This window comes from Enterobacter sp. JBIWA008 (genome assembly GCF_019968765.1).
Taxonomy (GTDB): Bacteria; Pseudomonadota; Gammaproteobacteria; order Enterobacterales; family Enterobacteriaceae; genus Enterobacter.
Window position 1 is genome coordinate 1,867,639 of sequence record NZ_CP074149.1, and the last position, 15,174, is coordinate 1,882,812.

Here is a 15,174-nt window from a genome sequence, read left to right on the forward strand (position 1 = left end):
CCTGGGTTATGATTGCCGCAATGATGAGGAGCTTTTAAAGCTAAAACGGCATGCGGCCCTGAGGACCGCATGAGGATTAATAGCGGGACGGCGTGCCTTGTGGACGCGTTTTAAAACGGCGATGCAGCCACATGTACTGCTCGGGCGCCAGCATGATGCACTTCTCCACAACGCCGTTCATCCAGCGCGCGGTGGTTTCCGCATCGTCAAGCGGCGGCGCAAGTTCCGGCTCCAGCATCATCAGTTCATAGCCTGAACCATCCGGCTTACGGCGGGGAACAAAAGGAACGATGGCGGCTTTGGACATGCGCGCCAGCATCCAGGTACCGGTCGTTGTGGCGGCCTCTTCAACGGCGAAGAAGGGGACAAATACGCTGGCCTGTGGGCCATAGTCATGGTCGGGAGCATACCAGACCACTTCACCGGATTTCAGCGCGCGGATCATCCCCTTGAGATCCTTACGGTCGATCATGCTTTTGTTGGAGCGCATGCGGCCGTTGGTCTGGATTAAATCGATGACCGGGTTATCGTTAGGGCGATAAACGCCAATGCCCGGCGCCTGCATGCCGAACATGCGCGCCCCGATTTCCAGCGTCAGGAAATGGACGCCGATCAGCAGAACGCCCGTCTGGTTGGCCTGAAGTGTATGCACAGGCTCCATGCCGGTTCCCGTCACCTCGCTCCAGCGGGCCATGCGTTTGTCTGGCCAGAACCACGCCATCCCGGTTTCCATGAGCCCCAGCCCGACGGATTCGAAATTCTTCGAGACCATATCGTGGCGCTCTGGCTCGCTCATCTGTGGAAAACACAGTTCAAGATTGCGGTACGCGATTCTGGCGCGACGCTTCATAAACAGATGTGCTAAACGGCCCAGAAATTTACCCAACCGAAAAATAACAGGGTAGGGGAGCTGTACCAGAAGCCATAAAAAGCCGATGCCAAGCCAGGTCAACCAATAGCGGGGATGCAAAAGGGCGGCAGTAAATTTTGGTAACTGGGTCATGTCTTTCCTGTGTTCAAACGTCCTGTTTTGCTAGTGTCTCATTTTTTGAGACGTAGCCAAAATATCTGCTGTCGAAGGGTGCACGAATACAGCAATTGTTAAGCCTGATTAATCAGAGTGTGTGAAATGTAGCGTAAATTGTGTGGATGTAAATTGGTTTTGTTTGCTATATGATGCCGACCGATTTTTCATTCTCTCTAACGATTCCAGGACTGTACACCATGCCAGTGTTACACAACCGCGTTTCGAATGAGATGTTAAAAGCGCGTATGTTGGCTGAAACCGAACCGCGCACAACCATCTCATTCTATAAATACTTCACGATCGACGATCCGCAGGCGACCCGCGATGCGCTTTATCAGGCGTTCACGGCCCTGAACGTATTCGGGCGCGTCTACCTTGCCCGTGAAGGCATCAACGCGCAAATTAGCGTGCCGGAAAGCAAAGTCAGCGCCTTCCGCGACGCTCTTTATCACTTCGATCCGGCCCTTAACGGCTTACGCCTGAACATTGCCCTGGATGATGACGGGAAATCCTTCTGGGTGCTGCGCATGAAGGTGCGTGAACGCATCGTGGCGGACGGTATCGACGATCCCGAGTTTAACGCGGCGGATGTCGGTGAATACCTGAAGGCGGCGGAAGTGAATGCGATGCTGGACGATCCGGATGCCGTGTTCATTGATATGCGTAACCACTATGAGTATGAAGTGGGGCATTTTGAGAACGCGATGGAAATCCCGGCCGATACCTTCCGTGAGCAGCTGCCCAAAGCGGTTGAGATGATGCAGGAACATAAAGATAAAAAGATCGTTATGTACTGCACCGGCGGTATCCGCTGTGAGAAAGCCAGCGCGTGGATGAAGCACAACGGCTTTAATAAGGTCTGGCATATTGAAGGCGGCATTATCGAGTACGCCCGCCGCGCCCGTGAGCAGGGTTTACCGGTACGGTTTATCGGGAAAAACTTTGTCTTCGACGAGCGTATGGGTGAGCGTATTTCGGAAGACGTAATTGCCCAGTGCCACCAGTGCGGCGCACCGTGCGATACCCATACCAACTGCAAAAACGACGGGTGCCATCTGCTGTTTATTCAATGCCCGGCCTGTGCCGAGAAGTTTAACGGCTGCTGTAGCGAGCTGTGCAGCGAAGAGAGCATCCTTCCGGAAGAAGAGCAGCGTCGCCGTCGCGCAGGACGTGAAAACGGCAACAAGATTTTTAATAAATCACGTGGCCGTCTGAATACCAAACTGGGTATCCCTGACCCGGAATGATAATAACGCCCGGCACGGTGAAAGCCTGCCGGGCAAATTTATTATGATTTCTGCTGTACACCTTCAACGGAAATAATCAGCTCAACGTCCTGAGATGCCGGGCCTAAATCCGTTGTGATGTTAAAATCTTTCAGGTGAATTTTCCCTGCCGCTTCAAATCCTGCGCGTTTGCCGCCCCACGGGTCGTCACCCTGACCCAGTAATTTAGCATCAAGCGTGACCGGTTTTGTTACGCCGTTAAGCGTCAGGTTGCCGGTAATATTCAGCCTATCACCGTCCTTTTTCACTTCCGTGGAGGCGAAAGTAGCCTTTGGATATTTCGCGACATTGAGGAATTCCCCACTGCGCAGATGTTTATCGCGTTCAGCATGATTGGTATCAACGCTGTTAGTATTAATGGTCACGTTGACCTTGTCGGCGGCAGGATTTTTCTCGTCAAATGTGAATGTGCCGTCAAAATCCTTGAAGGTGCCGTACAGCCAGCTGTATCCCAGGTGCTGAATACGGAAATTGACGAAAGCGTGCTGGCCCTCTTTATCAATTTTATAATCAGCCGCCACGGCGGAACCGGCGGTGAATAACAGAGAACCCAGGGCGATACCCAGCAGGTGTTTTTTCATTTTATGCTCCAGAGTCAACTGACGAGCGGCCAAGCATGCGCTTTAGCGTATCGTCTTTATCAATAAAATGGTGCTTGAGGGCGGCAAGCCCGTGCAGCACGGACAGGATCACCACGCTCCAGGCAAGCCAGAGGTGAACAACCCCGGCGGTGTCGGCCTGAGCGCCCGCATCGCTGAGCGTTGCCGGAACGTCAAAAAGGCCAAAGACGCTAATAGGCTTACCGTCCGCCGTCGAGATAAGGTAGCCGCTAATCAGAATGGCAAACAGCAGTGCATAGAGGGCAATATGCGCGGCGACTGCACTGACGCGAGTAAATTTGCTGTGGGTTTTTGGCGCGGCGGGCGGCGGAGAAATATGTCGCCAGATCACGCGAAAAACCAGACCCAGCATCAGGAGAACGCCAATGCTTTTATGCAACTCTGGCGCCTGATGATACCAGCCATCGTAATAGCTGAGCGTGACCATCCAGAGCCCAAGCCCAAACATACCGTAGACAGCAAGAGCAAATATCCAGTGCAAGACTATGGATATTATTCCGTAGCGTCGGGAGGTGTTATGCAGTTGCATCAGAATGTCCATTTTCAAATTAACCGAAGGGTAAAAATGAACGGGAAGATGTGATATTGCAACTGAAATAAGTATCTATTGATTTTTATTTTATTTATTTCAGCGTTTTTGAACAGAATTGACAAAGGTAATTCAATGTCTTCGTGCAAGTAAAATTGAGAGTTTCAGTAAAGCTAAATAAATGTCAATTATTGTAAGTCAGGGCTTTCAATAAAATACAATGTAAACAAAATCAATAATGGCCAGCAGCGCCCACAATAAGATATAGAGCATAAAGTGCTCGCGAATATTATTCATAAGAAAGCTAACGATCCTGCGCATAACGCCCCGTAATGCAGTGTGAATGAAACGGGCCCCGGTACGTCCGGAGCCCGTGGCGGATTATCCGTTAAAACGCGAGAGGGAGAAGGGCGTCAGATCAAACTGCGGCGTGATGCCCTGGGCAAACTGCGCGGCGATCTCACCCAGCACGGAAGCAAACTTAAAGCCGTGGCCGCTCAGCCCGGTGATAAGCAGGGTGTCGTCATGCCCGGGCAGCGTATCTATGATGAAGTCTTCATCCGGCGTGTTGTCGTAGGTACAGGCCGCGCCATACAGCAAGCCGCCGACGCCCGGAAGAATAGTGCGCAGGAACGAGAAGGCTTCTGAACCATCCTGTGGCCAGGCGCCGAAAGGCTTACGCTCTTCAGGAGAGGCGATAGCCTGGCCCCCGTTGTGTTTACCGATTTTTAGCGCGTCTTTTTCTGACGGGAAGCCGTAGAACTGGTCGCCATTCGGCAATTCGCCGGTGAAGGCCGGAAATTTATTCTGCGCGCTATAGCGACCATCCGACTGGAACCAGGAGAAGACCTTGCGCACCGGCTGGATTGGCAGTTCCGGCAGCAGGCGCGTGACCCAGGTTCCTGCGCTGACGAGCAGGCGGGGCGCTGAATAGTCGCCGTCAATCGTCGTTACCGTGACGCCATTCTCGTCATGGGTAATAGCCTCCACCGGACAGTTAAACAGCTGCGCACAGCCGGCTTTCGCGGCAAGGTCGATCCAGGTTTTGATCGCCGTTTCACAATGCAGCACGCCGGAGTGGGCTTCAAAGAGGCCAATGTAATCGTCCGGGACGGTAATTTCAGGCCAGCGCGCGGTAATGCCCATCGCGTCCAGCTTCTCAACATCAAGATTAAAGGCTTTTGCGCTGCGCTCGACGCTGGCGAGAAAATCAGAATGAGCAGGGCCAAGGTTGATCACGCCGGTACGCTCGAAAATACGCTCTTCGGTGTGTGTCGCCAGTTCATCCCAAAGCGTCTGGGCGCGAAGCACCAGCGGTACATAGCGCTCGCCTTCTCCATATGCATGGCGCATGAGGCGGGTATCGCCATGATGGCTACCCTCCGCATGGGGAGGAAGATGTGCATCGATCATCAGGACCTTCAGACCTGCCTGTGTTGCGTAATAACCGGCAGCGGAACCCACGGAGCCGCTACCAATAATGATTAAGTCGTATCTCATATGCATCTCGTAAACTGACGTTTTGTTAGCAGAGTAATTAACAACGCAGGGTTAGACAAGGGAGAAATAAATAAGGCACCGCGAGGGTGCCTGTAGAGAGAAAAGTGGGCATAAACTTAGTGCCGTTTATACTCATTTTCCTGATAGTCGCCAGATTCTATTTTTGCAATACCTGCCTCTAAAATAGAAATAAACTGACGGGCGACGTCTGTTGTAAGCCACAGCGTCTGTCCAACTTCCGCTTCTTCACGGTTGAGTTGATTCGGGGTCTGGTAGTGCAAACGCAGCATCAGCGCATCGTAGCTATCTACGGTACTGATATCCCAGCCAACAAGCGGATGGGTCTGGATCACTTCACTATTCTTTTCCATTATAACCCCCTTAATGCGTGTTAGAAGACAACGGCTCTGAGGTTCAATGCATGTTTTTCTGAAAGCATCTTCAGTATACCAAGTAATAAGGGTTCCGACGGGAAAAATAAACAGGTGGCAACACATTTTTCTGCTTTTTAGGATTGTTAGAACAATAAAACACCATCTTGTTCACGATTCTTAAAGAAGATGCCGAATTAATTTGAACTTACAGAATTTTTAGGCAAAAAAAAGCCGGGGCGACCCGGCAAAAAAACACAATGAGGGAGCAGTGTTAATCTGTGATAAACCAGTCGTCTGCGCTTTCCCACGTTTCCTGCAGTATTTCGCTGATGCGGTCTTTATCTTCTTTCGCAGCACCAATGACGGAGAGGTTGTTCGCCGCGGCGTAACGTACCGTTACGGCCCCCGCATTGTCGGGAAAGGTGTTGTTAATACGGCGGGATAATTCGCCTGCAAGTGCATCAAGCGCGCCGGCAGGCAGAACGGTTGTTTTGGCTATGGTGACTTCAATACGCATAAATGCCCCCTGTGTAATATACTGTTTATTTATACAGGTATATTATCGGTTTGACAACAAGGGGCATTGATTTTTTAACGTTTTATCGTCCAGTTGACGGTTTCGCCTGCCAGGAATGGGATCAGCGTGTCATCCGTCAGCGCAATGAACTCCTCAACGTGGCTCGCTTTACGCTCCAGTTCAATGAAGGTGTCGTTGACCGGCAGGCCGTAGAAGCGCGGGCCGTTAAGGGAGCAGAACGCTTCGAAATGCTCCAGCGCGTTCATCTCTTCAAATACGGTTGCGTAGCTGGCAAGCGCCGTTGGGGCGTTAAAGCAGCCTGCGCAGCCGCAGCTCGTCTCTTTACGATGGCGGGCGTGAGGCGCGGAATCGGTGCCAAGGAACGCGCGGGAGAACCCGCTGGCAACCAGCTCTCGCAGCGCCTGCTGGTGAATGTTGCGCTTTAGAATCGGCAGACAGTACAGGTGAGGGCGCACCCCGCCCACCAGCATATGGTTACGGTTAAACATCAGGTGCTGCGGCGTAATGGTGGCGGCGATAAGATCGTTGCCGTCACGCACATACTCTGCCGCGTCTTTGGTGGTGATATGCTCAAAGACTACTTTAAGCGCGGGCAGGCGCTGGCGCAGAGGCTCCATCACGGTTTCGATAAAGCGGGCTTCACGGTCGAAGATGTCAATCTCGGCGTGCGTGACTTCACCATGGACCAGCAGCGGCATGCCCAGTTTCTGCATGCGTTCCAGAACCGGCATGATGGCATCAATGCTGGTGACGCCGTGGCTGGAGTTGGTGGTGGCATTCGCCGGGTAGAGTTTCGCTGCCGTAAACACGCCTTCGTTAAACCCGCGCTCCACTTCGTTCGGATCCAGCGAGTCGGTCAGATAGCAGGTCATCAACGGGGTAAAATCGTGCCCCGCAGGCACGGCATCCAGGATGCGCTGGCGATAGGCCATCGCGGCATCAACGGTGGTGACTGGTGGAACCAGGTTAGGCATGACAATCGCGCGGCCATAAATTTCGCTGGTATATGGCACGACGGTTTTCAGCATATCGCCATCACGCAGATGGATATGCCAGTCGTCTGGGCGGCGGATTTTAAGAACCTGGGGTTGTGCAGTCATGGAAGCTCCGGCTTGTCAGGAATCAGTCATAAGGATGGCTGTTTTTGCCGGACACAAATCATAAGCGGAAACGTTTTCGTTTGCACACTTTTCCGTAAAAAAAAGGCGCCGGAGCGCCCTTCAGGTTAATCGGTGAAAGGAATGATAATTTCTCCCGGTTTCACCTCTATCCCTTTTGCATATTTTTTCGCCAGAGCTTCACCCTTACTTTTGTCTTCGCTTAAGACGTACGCGGGCTGCTGGTTAAAATAATTGCGCAGCGACTGGTTCAGATAGGGCATCAGGGTTTGCAGAACCGGTGCCATCTTGTCCGGCGACACCTTCGCATCGACAACTTCCATCTCCTGCAGGAAAATCGCCCCTTTCTCTTTGTTGAAAACGGGCAGGGCCTTCAGCTTGAGCTTGATGTTGGCTTTCTGATTGCCAAAGAGGGAAGACATATCGAGATCCGCATCACCGGCAAGGGTGACTTTGTTTGGCTCTTCACGTCCAATCTGGCTGGTCAGATTCGTGAGCACGATATGCGCGTCCGCCAGCCCCGGCACGCCAATGTCTTTAGAGAAATTGTTATGTTTTTCCAGCGCCTGATTAATTTCCTGTTCACTGACGGTATATTGCGTGAGCTGGTTACAGCCAACCAGCAGACCGCTGACAACTAATGCCGCGGCAAAGACAATTTTCTTCATAGTGTTCCTCAACGAAAAATCGGCGCTTCTGTCCTGTTGCGCCAGTATGTCAGTGTGAATTGGCAGAAACCAGCAGAAAAAACTGAGAAGTGGGGCGGGAGGGGGGCCCGCCCGAGGGAAAGGCTACGCGCCAGGCTCAAGCATGCCGCTCGCGCTGCGTTTCTGGCTGAACTGCCACCACAGGGCAAGGAGCGTCATAAGGCCCACCGCGCCGAGCATCATCCACGGGAGTTCGGGCTGGTTTAACGCTTTTCCGGCATCAAACAACCAGCCGCCACCGGCGTAACCTAATGCGCCGCCAAGCGCCAGCCCCAGCCGGCTGAAACCCATATAGCTGCCGCGCGCACGCGCATCCGCAAGCGAGGCGCTCAGCGTTTCACGGGCAGGCTCGGCGATGATTAAGCCAATATAGAACGTGCAAATCAGCGTAAACAGCTGCTGGAGAGAGTTCACCAGACCGATCGGCATCATGCTTAGCGTCATCAGGAACAGCCCGGCCATCAGGCGATGCTCCAGACGAAAACGCCGCTCGCTCCAGCGGGCAATCGGATAAAGCAGCGTTAACGACAGGCAGGCTTCGATGGCGTACATCCATTTCACGGCTGCAGGGGTCCCCGCGATGTCGTTAACCATGATCGGCAGCATCAGCATGACCTGTACAGCCAGCATGTAGTATCCCGTCAGGGTCAACACATAGGTGACAAAACGCCTGTCGCGCAGGACGCGGCCAAGCCCTTCCCGGACCGGCGCTTTAACCGTCGACAGTTTCCAGGCGGGCAGGAACAGGCCATTAAACAGCGCGCACAGAATAAAGAGCACCGCGCCAGCGGCGCAGACCAGACGGAAGTCATACTGCAGCAGCCAGCTTCCCAGCAGGGCGCCGATAACCGCCCCGGCACTGTCCTGCATCATCAGAATCGAGAAGAAACGGCCGCGGTGCTGCGGGCGAATCAGCTTTACCACCAGTGCGGTGCGTGGTGGATCGAACAGCGTGCCCCCGATACCGGAGAGGATGCAGGAGAACCAGAGCAGCCAGGGCTCCTGAGCGACCGCCATCGTGGCAAAGCCTGCCGCGCGCAGCAGCATACCGGTAACGATCATCGGCTTTGCACCAAAGCGGTCAGCGATGGCCCCGCCAAAGACGCCCAGGCCCTGCTGGACAAACTGGCGTAACCCCAGAGCAATACCAACCATTAATGCCGCCCAGCCCATCTGATCGACAAAGCGGATCGATATCAGCGGAAAAACGACAAAAAAGCCGAGCACGACCAGCATGTTATCGACGAGCAGGAAATATTTACCCAGGCTCCTGGCCTGTGATACGCGGGACATTTTCCCTCCAGGGAAAATAAGAAGGTGAGCACGCTAACATTCTGCGGTGTCGCCGCGTTTTTTCCCACCCCCGGGCGTGACAATATTTTTTTATCAAAAGGGTGCTTTGATAGAGAGTTCTCATCGAAAATAGTGAAAAGAGGGCAAAATGGTATGTCACTGTTTTCACAGACGGCGCAGGCGCAGGTATAGTAAAGCTAATGGGTTAGCAGAAGTGACTGGAAGGAGTGGTATCGATGTTTGGCTATCGCAGTAATGTGCCAAAAGTGCGTCTGACAACGGACCGGCTGGTCGTTCGTCTGGTGCATGAGCGTGATGCCTGGCGTCTGGCGGATTATTACGCCGAGAATCGCCAGTTTTTAAAACCCTGGGAACCCGTTCGGGATGAGAGCCATTGTTACCCTTCCGGCTGGCAGGCGCGCCTCAGCATGATTACGGAATTTCACAAGCAGGGCAGCGCGTTCTATTTCGCGCTACTGGATCCTGAAGAGAAAGAGATTATCGGGATCGCCAATTTTTCCAACGTGGTGCGGGGATCGTTTCACGCCTGCTATCTTGGCTACTCCATCGGCCAGAAATGGCAGGGGCAGGGGCTGATGTATGAGGCGTTAACGGTGGCGATCCGCTATATGCAGCGCACGCATCATATCCATCGCATCATGGCGAACTATATGCCGCATAACCAGCGCAGCGGAAATCTGCTGGCGCGTTTAGGGTTCGAGAAAGAGGGTTACGCCAAAGACTATCTGCTGATAGACGGAGAGTGGCGTGACCACGTTCTGACGGCGTTAACTACCCGGGACTGGACCGCAGGTCGTTAAGGAGAAAAGATGAAGTATCAGCTAAACGGTACAGAAGCGCGCGTGATCGGGTGCTTACTCGAAAAACAGGTCACCACGCCGGAGCAGTATCCGCTCTCCGTCAACGCCGTGACCATGGCCTGCAACCAGAAAACCAACCGCGAGCCGGTCATGAACCTCAGCGAACATGACGTTCAGGAGGTGCTGGACGCGCTGGTAAAACGCCACTATCTGCGCACCGTCAGCGGCTTTGGCAATCGCGTGACCAAATACGAACAGCGTTTTTGTAACTCCGAATTCGGTGACCTGAAGCTGAGCAGCGCGGAAGTGGCGGTCATCACCACGCTGTTGCTGCGCGGCGCGCAGACGCCGGGGGAACTGCGCACGCGCGCTTCCCGTATGCATGAGTTCAGCGATATGCAGGAGGTCGAGCAGACTCTGGAAGGGCTGACTACTCGTGAAGACGGCCCGTATGTGGTGCGTCTGGCGCGCGAGCCGGGTAAACGTGAAAGCCGCTATATGCACCTGTTCAGCGGCGACGTTGATGTCGCTACCTTGGAGAGCGACGCAGGATCCTCAGCAAGCACTGACACGCTTGCCGCGCGCGTAGAGGCGCTGGAAGAAGAGGTCGCCGGGCTGAAACAGCGCCTGGATGCATTGCTGGCACATCTGGGGGACTGACGGTGAAAAAATTACGCGTAGGCGTGGTGGGACTCGGCGGCATCGCGCAAAAAGCCTGGCTGCCTGTTTTAGGTGTGGCGACGGACTGGACCCTGCAAGGGGCATGGTCACCCACGCGCGAGAAGGCCGAGCGGATCTGCGAAACCTGGCGCATGCCGTATGCGGCATCGCTTCAGGATCTGGCCCGCGAGTGCGATGCGGTCTTTGTTCATACCTCAACGGCAACCCACTATCAGGTGGTGAGCGAGCTCCTTAATGCGGGGGTCCACGTCTGCGTGGATAAGCCGCTGGCTGAAAATGTTCAGGATGCCGAACGGCTGATTGAGCTGGCCGCGCGCAAAAAACTGACGCTGATGGTGGGCTTCAACCGCCGCTTCGCACCGCTTTATCAGCAGCTAAAGGCGCAGTCGGACACGCTCGCCTCGCTGCGGATGGATAAGCACCGTACCGACAGCATTGGGCCAAACGATCTGCGCTTCACCCTTCTGGATGATTACCTGCACGTTGTGGATACGGCGCTGTGGCTGACCAACGGTAACGCACAGCTGAAAAGCGGCACCCTGATGACGAACGATCAGGGGCAGATGGTCTACGCGGAACACCACTTTGCCGTTGAGCATCTTCAGATTACCACCAGCATGCACCGTCGGGCGGGAAGTCAGCGTGAATCCGTGCAGGCGGTGACCGAGGGCGCGCTGTACGACATTACGGACATGCGCGAGTGGCGGGAAGAGAAAGGCAACGGCGTGGTGACGCTCCCGGCGCCAGGCTGGCAGAGCACTCTGGAGCAGCGTGGTTTCGCAGGATGCGCCCGCCACTTTATCGCCTGCGTGCAAAATCAGACGGTTCCTGAAACGTCCGGCGAGCAGGCCATTATGGCGCAGCGCATTGTGGAAAGGCTCTGGCGCGATGCCATGAGCGAATAACTCGCTGTAACATCTGCGGATAGTAATTCGTTGAAATCCGGTTAGACTAAGCGCCGCTTGTTGGCTTTGCCGGGTGGCGCTTACGCTAACCCGGCCTACAAATCCGTATGGTTCTGGAAATTCACGTTAATGAACTTATTAAAATCGCTGGCGGCCGTCAGCTCGATGACCATGTTTTCCCGCGTGCTGGGTTTTGCGCGCGACGCCATTGTGGCAAGGGTATTTGGTGCAGGGATGGCCACGGACGCCTTTTTCGTCGCGTTCAAATTACCGAACCTGCTGCGTCGTATTTTTGCTGAAGGGGCGTTTTCTCAGGCATTCGTGCCTATCCTCGCGGAATATAAAAGCAAGCAGGGTGAAGACGCGACGCGCGTCTTTGTTTCTTATGTATCCGGGCTGCTGACGCTGGCTTTGGCGGTGGTGACCGTACTCGGGATGCTGGCCGCGCCCTGGGTGATTATGGTGACCGCGCCCGGTTTTGCCGATACGGCCGACAAGTTTGCCCTGACCTCACAGCTTTTGCGCATTACCTTCCCCTATATTCTGCTCATCTCGCTGGCCTCGCTGGTGGGCGCGATCCTGAATACCTGGAACCGCTTCTCTGTCCCGGCGTTTGCGCCGACGTTTCTCAACGTCAGCATGATCGGTTTTGCCCTGTTCGCCGCGCCGCACTTCAACCCGCCGGTGCTGGCGCTGGCCTGGGCGGTCACCGTCGGCGGCGTGCTGCAGCTGGCGTATCAGCTGCCGCATCTGAAAAAAATCGGCATGCTGGTGCTGCCGCGCATCAATCTCAAAGATGCCGGGGCGATGCGCGTGATCAAGCAGATGGGACCTGCCATTCTCGGCGTCTCCGTCAGCCAGATCTCGCTTATCATCAACACCATCTTTGCCTCTTTCCTCGTGTCCGGATCGGTATCCTGGATGTACTACGCCGACCGTCTGATGGAGTTCCCGTCCGGGGTGCTGGGCGTGGCGCTGGGGACCATCCTGCTGCCGTCCCTGTCGAAAAGTTTTGCCAGCGGCAATCATGATGAGTATTGCCGCCTGATGGACTGGGGATTGCGTCTCTGCTTCCTGCTGGCCCTGCCAAGCGCCGTTGCGCTGGGTATTCTGGCCAAACCGCTGACGGTGTCGCTCTTCCAGTACGGGAAATTCACCGCCTTTGATGCCGCCATGACCCAGCGCGCGCTGATTGCCTATTCGGTTGGATTGATGGGGCTTATCGTCGTCAAGGTGCTGGCTCCCGGGTTCTACTCGCGTCAGGACATTAAAACGCCGGTGAAAATTGCCATCGTGACGCTGATTATGACGCAGCTGATGAACCTGGCGTTTATTGGTCCGCTGAAGCATGCTGGTCTGTCGCTGTCTATTGGTCTGGCGGCCTGCCTGAATGCCGGGCTGCTGTACTGGCAGCTGCGCAAGCAGGATATTTTCACGCCGCAGCCGGGGTGGGGAAGTTTCCTGGTACGTCTGATCGTTGCGGTACTGGTGATGTCTGCCGCGCTGCTCGGCATGATGTACGTGATGCCGGAGTGGTCCCTGGGCACTATGCCCTACCGTCTGATGCGGCTGATGGCCGTGGTGGGCGTCGGAGTGGTGGCTTACTTTGTCACGCTCGCGGTGCTGGGGTTCAAAGTGAAAGAGTTCGCCCGCCGTACGGCATAAACGCCAAAAGGGGAGTTCACCTTATGGTGCTCCCCGCTGCATGATTTGTCGCACAGGCGTCAAATCGAAATCTTTTTAACTCCCGCAATACGCGCAGTCGCCGTCTGACCATCCGCACCGTATAGTCCGGTTTCTTTATGCGGCTTCAGTACCTCAAGCGCCTGCTGATTACGCTCAATCTGACCTTCCAGCAGCCAGCCGTTGTGCTGGTTAAGGTCGCGCAGGTGCTGGGTTTTTTTGGTAATGGTTTGCCAGCGCTCAACGATATCGTAATTGGCGCTGCGCTTAGGATCTTGCTCCGCGCGGCGCTGCTGCTCCAGATAATCCAGCGTCGCAAGAAGCGAGCTCTTATCTTCAGTAATACGCTGCAGCGCGCTGCCGTTGATGTGACCGGAAGAGAGATGCTGCTGTTCAGCGTCCATTACCGTTTTCAGGTCGTTCAGAACAACCGTCATTTGATCCAGTATTTCTGACAGTCGACTCATACGGTTAGTTACTCTGTAAGAAACTCTGTGCTTCCTGAATCAGGGCGTCAGCGATTTTGCTGGTGTCCATTTTCAGCTCACCGTTACGAATAGCTGTTTTCAGCGCTTCAACACGTTCCATATTGATATCGTTGCTGCCTGGCTGCATCAGTTTTGCCTGCGCGTCGCTCAGGGTTACGCTGGTACTGTTGGACGTTGACGGTTTTTCCAGACGCGTTTTCTGCGGCGTAGCGTCATTCGTTTCGCGAGGTTGTACAGCGCTTACCGGCTTCAGGGCTGATGTACGATCAATGCTCATAGTGTTGTCCTCATCGAGGGTTCGCGGCGTTTGCGCCTGACATCATCATTAGTGGAATATTTATCGGCACACGGCGCGAAATCTTTAAAAAGATTATAGGTTAATCAGAATATTCCCATCAGAATCGACGGTTCCGCTCACCACCTGGCCTGAGGACATTCTGACGCGGGCGTTTTGCGCCACCGCGGCATTGTTCAACGCTTTCCCTTCACTGTTGATGCTAAAGCCATCTCCGTTGGCCACTACCTTCACCTGTTGGCCAGCTTTCACCCGCCATGACTGACGCAGCATTGAGAGCTGTATAGGCTGGCCGGGTGCGACGTCGCGCAGGCTGACGGCGTCCTGTGCCTGGTTTATTTCCAGCATGGTGCGTGGAGGCAGCTGATCCAGACGGCCGCGCTTTAACGTCACGCTGTTTGTCTGCAGCACGCTACCGCGCGCAATGGGCACGGCGGCAACAACATAATTGCCCGTCGCCTGAACGGCAACCTGCAAATAGCGTTTTTCGTTGGCGCAGCGTGCCAGCACGTTCACATTTCCCCAAAGCTTTGTGAACCCCACCACGCTGAATGAAGGCTGGTCACACGTAGGGTACAGATTCGGTGGCGTGCGTACGGTCACGGAAACGTCATCGCTAAAGCCCGCCAGCTTTTCAGCAAAAAAAGCCGTCAGCCGATCCTGTAAGCCTTCAGCCTGCACCAGCGGGCTAAACAGCAAGAATATTGCCATCAGGCTACGTTTTAACGTTTGCATCGCAAGTCCCACCGTTTCCAGAGTTGGATGAATTCTACCTGCAGTGGTTTTGCATCAACGGAATAAATAGCGACGCATTTTGCGCTTATTCCGTCGATAGGGGAGACCGGGTGAGATTTAAGCTGTGAACTGAAATTTTGCCATCAGCGGAGGAGACATGCTCGATAAACTCGACGCCGCGTTACGTTTTCAGCAGGAAGCGCTCAATTTACGCGCCCAGCGGCAGGAGATTTTAGCCGCCAACATCGCTAACGCCGATACCCCGGGGTTTCAGGCGCGCGATATTGATTTTTCCAGTGAACTCAAAAAGGTGATGGAGCGTGGACGTGCCGAAGGAACGGGTGTTGCACTTGCCATGACATCCTCTCGCCATATTCCTGCTCAGGCGATGACCGCGCCAGCGACCGATTTACTTTACCGCATTCCCGATCAGCCCTCACTCGACGGTAACACCGTGGATATGGACCGGGAGCGCACGCAGTTTGCCGATAACAGCCTGAAATATCAGACGGGCCTGACCCTACTCGGCGGACAAATCAAAGGCATGATGAACGTCCTGCAGGGGGGGAACTGA

At 54.5% G+C, this 15,174-nt stretch carries 19 protein-coding genes; 6 read left to right on the forward strand and 13 right to left on the reverse strand.

Translation table 11 applies throughout. The features are described 5' to 3' along the window. Positions 1 to 76 precede the first annotated feature (76 nt). Positions 77 to 1,003 (reverse strand): Kdo(2)-lipid IV(A) acyltransferase, encoded by a 927-nt coding sequence (locus tag KGP24_RS08995; RefSeq protein ID WP_223563076.1) that lies wholly within the window; start codon positions 1,001 to 1,003, stop codon positions 77 to 79. A 221-nt stretch (positions 1,004 to 1,224) separates the two neighbouring features. Between KGP24_RS08995 and KGP24_RS09000 the strand changes: the two genes are divergently transcribed. After that, positions 1,225 to 2,274, forward strand: a complete 1,050-nt coding sequence (locus tag KGP24_RS09000; protein WP_223563077.1) for a rhodanese-related sulfurtransferase — start codon at positions 1,225 to 1,227, stop codon at positions 2,272 to 2,274. A gap of 41 nt (positions 2,275 to 2,315) precedes the next feature. On the opposite strand, the gene KGP24_RS09005 is transcribed toward KGP24_RS09000, so the two are convergent. From KGP24_RS09005 to mdtH, 9 genes are all read right to left on the reverse strand, one after another. Continuing rightward, a complete protein-coding gene (locus KGP24_RS09005) occupies positions 2,316 to 2,894 on the reverse strand; it encodes a YceI family protein (protein ID WP_223563078.1) in 579 nt (192 codons plus the stop codon). A 1-nt stretch (position 2,895) separates the two neighbouring features. Further along, entirely contained in the window at positions 2,896 to 3,462 is a 567-nt protein-coding gene (locus KGP24_RS09010; protein WP_223563079.1) for a cytochrome b, read from the reverse strand. 207 nt (positions 3,463 to 3,669) lie between these two features. After that, positions 3,670 to 3,783 (reverse strand): YceO family protein, encoded by a 114-nt coding sequence (locus KGP24_RS09015; RefSeq protein ID WP_032638658.1) that lies wholly within the window; start codon positions 3,781 to 3,783, stop codon positions 3,670 to 3,672. Between the two features lie 60 nt (positions 3,784 to 3,843). Further along, positions 3,844 to 4,962, reverse strand: a complete 1,119-nt coding sequence (gene solA / locus KGP24_RS09020) for an N-methyl-L-tryptophan oxidase (protein WP_223563080.1) — start codon at positions 4,960 to 4,962, stop codon at positions 3,844 to 3,846. A 116-nt stretch (positions 4,963 to 5,078) separates the two neighbouring features. Continuing rightward, the gene (bssS, locus tag KGP24_RS09025) at positions 5,079 to 5,333 is read right to left on the reverse strand and encodes a biofilm formation regulator BssS (protein ID WP_008500827.1); all 255 of its coding nucleotides are present in this window, start codon (positions 5,331 to 5,333) and stop codon (positions 5,079 to 5,081) included. Between the two features lie 274 nt (positions 5,334 to 5,607). After that, positions 5,608 to 5,853 (reverse strand): DNA damage-inducible protein I, encoded by a 246-nt coding sequence (dinI, locus tag KGP24_RS09030; protein WP_008500826.1) that lies wholly within the window; start codon positions 5,851 to 5,853, stop codon positions 5,608 to 5,610. 74 nt (positions 5,854 to 5,927) lie between these two features. Further along, a complete protein-coding gene (pyrC, locus tag KGP24_RS09035) occupies positions 5,928 to 6,974 on the reverse strand; it encodes a dihydroorotase (protein ID WP_223563081.1) in 1,047 nt (348 codons plus the stop codon). 125 nt (positions 6,975 to 7,099) lie between these two features. After that, entirely contained in the window at positions 7,100 to 7,660 is a 561-nt protein-coding gene (locus KGP24_RS09040) for a lipoprotein (RefSeq protein ID WP_223563082.1), read from the reverse strand. 123 nt (positions 7,661 to 7,783) lie between these two features. Continuing rightward, the gene (mdtH, locus tag KGP24_RS09045) at positions 7,784 to 8,992 is read right to left on the reverse strand and encodes a multidrug efflux MFS transporter MdtH (protein WP_223563083.1); all 1,209 of its coding nucleotides are present in this window, start codon (positions 8,990 to 8,992) and stop codon (positions 7,784 to 7,786) included. A gap of 236 nt (positions 8,993 to 9,228) precedes the next feature. Between mdtH and rimJ the strand changes: the two genes are divergently transcribed. From rimJ to murJ, 4 genes are all read left to right on the forward strand, one after another. Then, positions 9,229 to 9,813, forward strand: coding sequence for a ribosomal protein S5-alanine N-acetyltransferase (gene rimJ, locus KGP24_RS09050; protein ID WP_223563084.1), 585 nt, complete (start codon positions 9,229 to 9,231; stop codon positions 9,811 to 9,813). Positions 9,814 to 9,822: 9 nt separating this feature from the next. Beyond that, positions 9,823 to 10,473 (forward strand): YceH family protein, encoded by a 651-nt coding sequence (locus KGP24_RS09055; RefSeq protein ID WP_223563085.1) that lies wholly within the window; start codon positions 9,823 to 9,825, stop codon positions 10,471 to 10,473. Positions 10,474 to 10,475: 2 nt separating this feature from the next. Beyond that, complete coding sequence (locus KGP24_RS09060) at positions 10,476 to 11,399, forward strand: Gfo/Idh/MocA family oxidoreductase (protein WP_223563086.1); 924 nt, start codon at positions 10,476 to 10,478, stop codon at positions 11,397 to 11,399. Between the two features lie 129 nt (positions 11,400 to 11,528). Continuing rightward, positions 11,529 to 13,064 (forward strand): murein biosynthesis integral membrane protein MurJ, encoded by a 1,536-nt coding sequence (murJ, locus tag KGP24_RS09065; protein ID WP_223563087.1) that lies wholly within the window; start codon positions 11,529 to 11,531, stop codon positions 13,062 to 13,064. A 59-nt stretch (positions 13,065 to 13,123) separates the two neighbouring features. Here the strand turns inward: murJ and flgN are convergent, their stop codons facing one another. The 3 genes from flgN to flgA form a co-directional block, all read right to left on the reverse strand. Continuing rightward, positions 13,124 to 13,549, reverse strand: coding sequence for a flagella biosynthesis chaperone FlgN (gene flgN, locus KGP24_RS09070; protein WP_223563088.1), 426 nt, complete (start codon positions 13,547 to 13,549; stop codon positions 13,124 to 13,126). Positions 13,550 to 13,553: 4 nt separating this feature from the next. Then, entirely contained in the window at positions 13,554 to 13,847 is a 294-nt protein-coding gene (gene flgM, locus KGP24_RS09075) for a flagellar biosynthesis anti-sigma factor FlgM (RefSeq protein WP_014883360.1), read from the reverse strand. Between the two features lie 93 nt (positions 13,848 to 13,940). Beyond that, complete coding sequence (gene flgA, locus KGP24_RS09080; protein ID WP_223563089.1) at positions 13,941 to 14,600, reverse strand: flagellar basal body P-ring formation chaperone FlgA; 660 nt, start codon at positions 14,598 to 14,600, stop codon at positions 13,941 to 13,943. A gap of 157 nt (positions 14,601 to 14,757) precedes the next feature. On the opposite strand from flgA, the gene flgB reads away from it, so the two are divergent. Continuing rightward, on the forward strand, positions 14,758 to 15,174 hold the full coding sequence (gene flgB, locus KGP24_RS09085) for a flagellar basal body rod protein FlgB (RefSeq protein WP_023335263.1): 417 nt from the start codon (positions 14,758 to 14,760) through the stop codon (positions 15,172 to 15,174).

Bases quoted from the DNA above. Each gene is read 5' to 3' on its own strand.
- KGP24_RS08995 (WP_223563076.1), bottom strand. From the start codon at position 1,003: ATGACCCAGTTACCAAAATTTACTGCCGCCCTTTTGCATCCCCGCTAT.
- KGP24_RS09000 (WP_223563077.1), top strand. From the start codon at position 1,225: ATGCCAGTGTTACACAACCGCGTTTCGAATGAGATGTTAAAAGCGCGT.
- KGP24_RS09005 (WP_223563078.1), bottom strand. From the start codon at position 2,894: ATGAAAAAACACCTGCTGGGTATCGCCCTGGGTTCTCTGTTATTCACC.
- KGP24_RS09010 (WP_223563079.1), bottom strand. From the start codon at position 3,462: ATGCAACTGCATAACACCTCCCGACGCTACGGAATAATATCCATAGTC.
- KGP24_RS09015 (WP_032638658.1), bottom strand. From the start codon at position 3,783: ATGCGCAGGATCGTTAGCTTTCTTATGAATAATATTCGCGAGCACTTT.
- solA (WP_223563080.1), bottom strand. From the start codon at position 4,962: ATGAGATACGACTTAATCATTATTGGTAGCGGCTCCGTGGGTTCCGCT.
- bssS (WP_008500827.1), bottom strand. From the start codon at position 5,333: ATGGAAAAGAATAGTGAAGTGATCCAGACCCATCCGCTTGTTGGCTGG.
- dinI (WP_008500826.1), bottom strand. From the start codon at position 5,853: ATGCGTATTGAAGTCACCATAGCCAAAACAACCGTTCTGCCTGCCGGC.
- pyrC (WP_223563081.1), bottom strand. From the start codon at position 6,974: ATGACTGCACAACCCCAGGTTCTTAAAATCCGCCGCCCAGACGACTGG.
- KGP24_RS09040 (WP_223563082.1), bottom strand. From the start codon at position 7,660: ATGAAGAAAATTGTCTTTGCCGCGGCATTAGTTGTCAGCGGTCTGCTG.
- mdtH (WP_223563083.1), bottom strand. From the start codon at position 8,992: ATGTCCCGCGTATCACAGGCCAGGAGCCTGGGTAAATATTTCCTGCTC.
- rimJ (WP_223563084.1), top strand. From the start codon at position 9,229: ATGTTTGGCTATCGCAGTAATGTGCCAAAAGTGCGTCTGACAACGGAC.
- KGP24_RS09055 (WP_223563085.1), top strand. From the start codon at position 9,823: ATGAAGTATCAGCTAAACGGTACAGAAGCGCGCGTGATCGGGTGCTTA.
- murJ (WP_223563087.1), top strand. From the start codon at position 11,529: ATGAACTTATTAAAATCGCTGGCGGCCGTCAGCTCGATGACCATGTTT.
- flgN (WP_223563088.1), bottom strand. From the start codon at position 13,549: ATGAGTCGACTGTCAGAAATACTGGATCAAATGACGGTTGTTCTGAAC.
- flgM (WP_014883360.1), bottom strand. From the start codon at position 13,847: ATGAGCATTGATCGTACATCAGCCCTGAAGCCGGTAAGCGCTGTACAA.
- flgA (WP_223563089.1), bottom strand. From the start codon at position 14,600: ATGCAAACGTTAAAACGTAGCCTGATGGCAATATTCTTGCTGTTTAGC.
- flgB (WP_023335263.1), top strand. From the start codon at position 14,758: ATGCTCGATAAACTCGACGCCGCGTTACGTTTTCAGCAGGAAGCGCTC.